This is a genomic window from Dietzia sp. DQ11-71, from assembly GCF_014144995.1.
GTDB classification, from domain to species: Bacteria; Actinomycetota; Actinomycetes; order Mycobacteriales; family Mycobacteriaceae; genus Dietzia; species Dietzia kunjamensis.
Window position 1 is genome coordinate 1 of record NZ_JAALDT010000329.1, and the last position, 5,102, is coordinate 5,102.

General features: G+C 69.6%; 7 protein-coding genes. 1 reads left to right on the top strand and 6 read right to left on the bottom strand.

What is annotated here, in order from left to right:
- From G6023_RS11880 to G6023_RS11900, 5 genes are all read right to left on the bottom strand, one after another.
- Positions 1 to 1,370 (bottom strand): proton-conducting transporter transmembrane domain-containing protein (locus tag G6023_RS11880; RefSeq protein WP_206680999.1); only part of this gene is annotated, 1,370 nt, incomplete at its 3' end.
- Entirely contained in the window at positions 1,367 to 1,669 is a 303-nt protein-coding gene (locus tag G6023_RS11885; protein ID WP_017836397.1) for an NADH-quinone oxidoreductase subunit NuoK, read from the bottom strand. The genes G6023_RS11880 and G6023_RS11885, both read right to left, overlap by 4 nt.
- Positions 1,666 to 2,229, bottom strand: a complete 564-nt coding sequence (locus tag G6023_RS11890; protein ID WP_064257203.1) for an NADH-quinone oxidoreductase subunit J — start codon at positions 2,227 to 2,229, stop codon at positions 1,666 to 1,668. The genes G6023_RS11885 and G6023_RS11890 overlap by 4 nt, the downstream gene beginning before the upstream one ends.
- 3 nt (positions 2,230 to 2,232) lie before the next feature.
- Positions 2,233 to 3,168, bottom strand: a complete 936-nt coding sequence (locus tag G6023_RS11895; RefSeq protein ID WP_017836399.1) for a complex I subunit 1 family protein — start codon at positions 3,166 to 3,168, stop codon at positions 2,233 to 2,235.
- Positions 3,161 to 3,868, bottom strand: coding sequence for a hypothetical protein (locus tag G6023_RS11900; protein WP_241727836.1), 708 nt, complete (start codon positions 3,866 to 3,868; stop codon positions 3,161 to 3,163). Before G6023_RS11900 ends, G6023_RS11895 begins: the two co-directional genes overlap by 8 nt.
- A gap of 21 nt (positions 3,869 to 3,889) precedes the next feature.
- Here G6023_RS11900 and G6023_RS11905 point away from each other — a divergent pair, with 21 nt between their 5' ends.
- Positions 3,890 to 4,321 carry a hypothetical protein gene (locus G6023_RS11905; RefSeq protein ID WP_182635638.1) on the top strand — a complete coding sequence of 144 codons (432 nt, stop codon included), beginning with the start codon at positions 3,890 to 3,892 and terminating at the stop codon, positions 4,319 to 4,321.
- Positions 4,322 to 4,416: 95 nt separating this feature from the next.
- On the opposite strand, the gene G6023_RS11910 is transcribed toward G6023_RS11905, so the two are convergent.
- Positions 4,417 to 4,761, bottom strand: coding sequence for an NADH-quinone oxidoreductase subunit A (locus G6023_RS11910; protein ID WP_007626392.1), 345 nt, complete (start codon positions 4,759 to 4,761; stop codon positions 4,417 to 4,419).
- Between the last annotated feature and the right edge of the window lie 341 nt (positions 4,762 to 5,102).

Here is a 5,102-nt window from a genome sequence, read left to right on the forward strand (position 1 = left end):
GCCCCCGCGGCCAGCACGACCAGCGGGGCCTGCTCGAGCGCCCCCACCTGCCCGGTGCCGAGCTCTTGCGTTGCGCCGACCTCCCGCCCGGCGGTGGGCTCCTCGACCCGGGCCTGGGCCCCGCGGTGCCAGATCGTCCATAGGACCTTGCCGGAGTAGGCCGCCGACAGGGCCGCCGCCACCAGTCCTGTGGCGTAGAGCCAGGCCGAGGTCTCCAGGGCCCCAGCCAGCACCGCGTCTTTGGTCGCCCACAGGGACAGCGGTGCGATCCCGGCCAGGGCCAGGGCTCCCACGGTTGCGGTCACGCCCACCACCGGCCATCGGCGGCCCGCCCCGCGCAGTTCCGTGAGCTTCTCGGTGCCCAACGCGGTGAGCCACGTCCCGGCAGCGAGGAACAGCAGTGCCTTGGTGGAGGCATGGGCCACCAGTTGGGCGGCACCTCCGCTCACCGCGCCCACTCCGGCGGCCAGCACCACAAATCCCATTTGCGCCACAGTGGACGCCGCCAGCAACTGTTTGAGATCCCGTTGGGCCAACGCCACGATCCCCATCGCCACCGCGGTCAGTAGCCCGATCCACGCGGCGGCCGGGCCCGCCCACCCGGTGGAGGCGAGCAGCGGCTCCACGCGCAGCAGCAGGTAACCGCCCATTGCCACCATCGCCGCCGAGTGCAGCAGTGCGCTGACCGGACTGGGGCCCTTCATCGCGCCGGAGAGCCAGAACGAGAACGGCAGCTGCGCGGCCTTGCCCAGTGCCGCCACCAGGATCCCGGCCGCCACCACGTGCCGCCACGGGCTCTCCGCCGCCGGCAACTCGGACAGGCCCATACCGGCGCCGCCGGCCAAGGCAGCGCCGGCGGCCAGGTAGAGACCCAGGTCGGCGGTACGGGTGGTGAGGAAGGCCGTGAGCCCGGCCGAGACGCGGTCGGTGTCCCGCCACCAGAACCCGATCAACGCGTACGAGGTCGCGCCCATCAACTCCCAGGCAAACAGCAGCGCCGGCAGGCTGGCGGCCGAGGCCGTGATCAGGGCCGCGGCGGCGAAGAGCAGCATCAGCCCGTGGAAGCGGGGCCGGGCCGCCCGGATGTTGCCGGCCGCAAAAACCAGCACCAAAAGGGTCACCACTGCGACCATCGGCAGGGTCAGCGCCGCCAGGGCGTCGACCTCCAATGCCACGTCGACGCCGGCGATGAACGGGAACGCCACCGCAGGCCGCGCAACGGCGACGACAGCCGCCAGCAGCGCGGTCACGGCAGCGGTCGATACCGCGATCGGGGCCGCAACCCGCTCCGCCCGGGTCAGCGCGAGCACCGCACCCACGGCAGCCGGGAGCACCACCAGGGTCAGCAGCAAGGTCTGGTCGGCGGTCATCCGGAGAGATCCTCGGCCATGTCGGTCATGTCGGTCTGCCGCTTGCGGTGCAACAGCGTCGCCACGGCAAAGCCCATGGCCATCTCCACGGTCATGGCCGCCAGCACCACCAGCAGCAGCACCTGCCCGGAGGGGCCCGGGGCCAGGAACCACCAGAACCCCGCGGCGGCCAGGAGCACCCCGTTGATCATCAACTCCAGGCCCATCATCACCATCACCACCACCTGCTGGGACAGGGCCCCGTAGAGCCCGACGGCGAACAGGGCGGCGGCCACCACCAGAACGGCCTCCAGGGTCATCGACCCACACCTCCCGGCTGGGGGTCGTCGGCCGGGCGGCGCCGCAGATCGTCGCCGAGCCGGTCGTAGCGGGTGCGCCCGGCGGCCAGGACGATCCCGGCCACGATGGTGGCCACCATGACCGCGCCCACCACGGCCATCACCAACATCTTTTCGCCCATGATCTCCAGGCCCAGCGCGTTGGTGAGGTCCTCGGGTGGGGCGCCACGTCGCTCGGGCCACGGGATCAGCAGCGCCCCGGCGGCCAGCAGCACAAAGACCCCGACCGAGGTGCCGATCGCGGTCTTCTTCCCGTGGGTCATGTCCATCGGCATCAGCGCCGGGTTCATGCCCATGAACATCACCATGTAGACCGCCATCACCGCCATCTCCATGACCATCATCAGAATCGTGATGATGCCCAGGTAGCTCTGACCCAGCAGCAAAATCATCACCCCCACGGCGATGAACGATGCCGCCAGCGCGTAGGTGGCCCGGGCCATCGAGTCCACCACGAACACGGCCGTCCCCGCGGTCACCGCCACCACAGCGAGTACCCAGAACACGATCCCGACCAGCACGGCTCAGCCCTTCCAGACCACGACGAGGGACACAAGCAGATCCTGGGCCACGACGGCCGGGAGCAAGACAGTCCAGCCGATCTCCATGAACCGATCCGGTCGCAGCAGCGGAAGTTTGCGCCGCGCCCACACCAGAACCGTCAGCACCAGCGCTGTCTTGACCAGCACCCACGCCCAGTCGGGCAGGACGGGCCCGGCACCACCGCCGAGGAAGAGCGGCACCGAGAACGCCGCCCCGGCGGTGAGGAACAGGTAGCGCCCGGCCTGCAGGACCAGCCGATCGACCCCCGAGAGTTCGGCCGTCACCCCGCCGACGATGTCCGCGGACAGGGCCGGGGCGAATGGACCCCATACAGAGAAGCCGGTCACGCCGATCAGGAAGACCAGGAACGCCACCGGCATCCACACCACAAACCACACGCCGTCCTGCGCGGCCGCGACGTCGCCCACCGCCAGACTGCCGGCGGCGATCGCCGGGGCCACCAATGCGAACATCAGCGGCAGCTCATAGGCCAGCCCGTGCGCGAGGAAGCGGTAACCGCCCACCAGACCGTGGATGGAGTTGGCGCCCCACCCCGCCAGCCAGACCAGGGCCCACACCATGACGTCGACGGCGTTGAACCACACGACTCCCACGTCGAGGTCCGCCAGTGTCCAGCGGCCCAGCGGGATCACGGCGATCATCAGGAACGCCCCGACCAGCATGCCCGCGCCGCCGATCCGCCACAGCAGGGTGTCCGCGGCGACCGTCGTGCGGCGACGCTGCCGCAACAGACGGGCCGCACGGGCCAGGGGAGTGGGCCCGCCACGACCGCCGCCCCGCGCCGGCGACGAGAGCACCCCGTCCAGCGCCACCGCGAACAACGCCAGCCCACACAGGATCACCCCGGCCAGCACGGCCCACCCACCGGACACGGTCGTCACCACGGTCTCAGACATGCCCCACCTCCCGGACGGCAGGATGCGAGCCCAGATCAAGGCTCGCCACCGCCAAGCGCACAGTGCCCAGCTCCAAACCGGTCACCAGGTCCGGCACCACCGCCCACGGCACAGTTAGTTGGTCCGCAGATTCCTGCGCTGAGCCGCCATCCGCCCGGTCCGGCGTTGCGCCGCCGACCTCGACGCGGATCCGTTCCAGTTGGGCCAGCAACCGGTCGTGGGCATCCCCGAGGCAGTGCCCCGGCAAGCCGTGGCGCTCCAGATCGGCCGGGCCGAGCGGCAGCACGCCCCGCAATGACCAGCGCAGCAGCCGCGACCTGCGAACCTTCCGGTGCAGACGCTCGACGGCGTCACGGGCGGCACCGGGATCGCCCGTCAGAATCCCGTCCCGGGCACGGCGGGCGCAGTCCGCCAGGTCTTCGGCACCGGCCAGTGCCAGCAGTGCCATGACCTGATCACATTGGATCACCGTGGCAGACGCGTGGTCCGTGGGCCGACCGGGTGCTCCGGCCCTGTGCTCCGTCGCGTCGATCACCGAGGCGGTGGCGTCGACGACAACGTCCCCCTGTAGCGAGCAGTGCAGCACGAGCCCGGCCGGCCAGAACGGCAATACCGGACCGAGCGGCAGATGGAGAACATCCATCTCCAGGCCGTCGCGGTCCTCCCCGCCTTCGGCCAAGGGAATCCCGGCGGGAGCCATGTCCATATCCCCGTGGCCTTCATGGCCCTCGTGCCCGCCGTGGTCTGCGTGGCCCTCGTGGCCACCATGCCCGCCATGGTCTTCGTGGCCCTCGTGCGCCTGGCGATCCGCGTGCTCTTCGTGGTCCGAGTGTCCACCGTGGCCCTGGTGTTCCTCGTGTCCTTCGTGCCCTTCGCCATCAGCATTGTTCGCGTGATCGGACATCGAGGGCTCCTGCGCCCGTTCGCGGGCGTCGGTCCGGTGATGGGAAGTGTCGAGCAGGAGCGCAGTGGCATTGTCGAGGGCGGGAACCACCGCTCCGGGCGAGGCGATGCCGATGCGCACCCGAGGGCCGGGCATCTGCTCCCAGAGGCGGTTCGCCAGATCCGACAGCTCAGGGCCCGGCGCACCACACACGACGAGCACGTCCCCCTGAGCCGGACTACTGGCTATCCGCCACCCGCGACGGAGTAGCTGTTGCTCAAGCTCCATCCGAGTCGCCCACTGGCCCGGGGCCTCGACGACGAGCACCCGGGTGGCCTGGACGGCGAGGCGGGCGAGAAACGGGCTCAAGCCCATCGGAATGCGCCTTCTCGCCGTGCCCAGGCCACGGCGACTAGCAGGGCACCAAGGAACAGGAACATCTCCACCACCGCAGAGAGCCCCTTCTCGATCACCACCACGGCCCACGGGTACATAAAGAGCATCTCGACGTCGAAGGCCAGAAACACGATCGAGGCGAGGTACCAGCGTGCGTGGAACCGCGACAGGGCGTGCTCCTGCGGTGCCCACCCGGATTGGGCCGGCAGGACTGTCAACGGGTCGGAGGTAATGCTGGCCACGCGGTGGAGTGCATAGAAGAGAGCAACGACAGACAGCGCCACCAGAGCCACGGACACGATCCCTGAGGACATGACGGTCTCTCCCCTTTCTCGCGGTCGAACATCGAGGCCGGTCGCTGAGCGGTGGGAGTCACCTTAACGGATTACCGCGATCGATAATCTCGTTCCAGCTCGGCGGTCAGCCGTGACCGGGGCCGGCTCCGCAGAGCAGGAACACCCGCGTGTGGGTCCGACTGATGCGAAATCTCTGGAACCGGTTGGGCTCGACTGGGGGCGGGGTTGTCGTCGAAAGAAAGCGCACACCTCCGCGCGTCGCTGGCTACTCATCGAAGAACTGTCCACATTCCTTGACACAGCCCAGATGACCTGTGAGCGTTGCGTTTCGTCCGTGAAAGCCGCTGTTGGTGCATTGC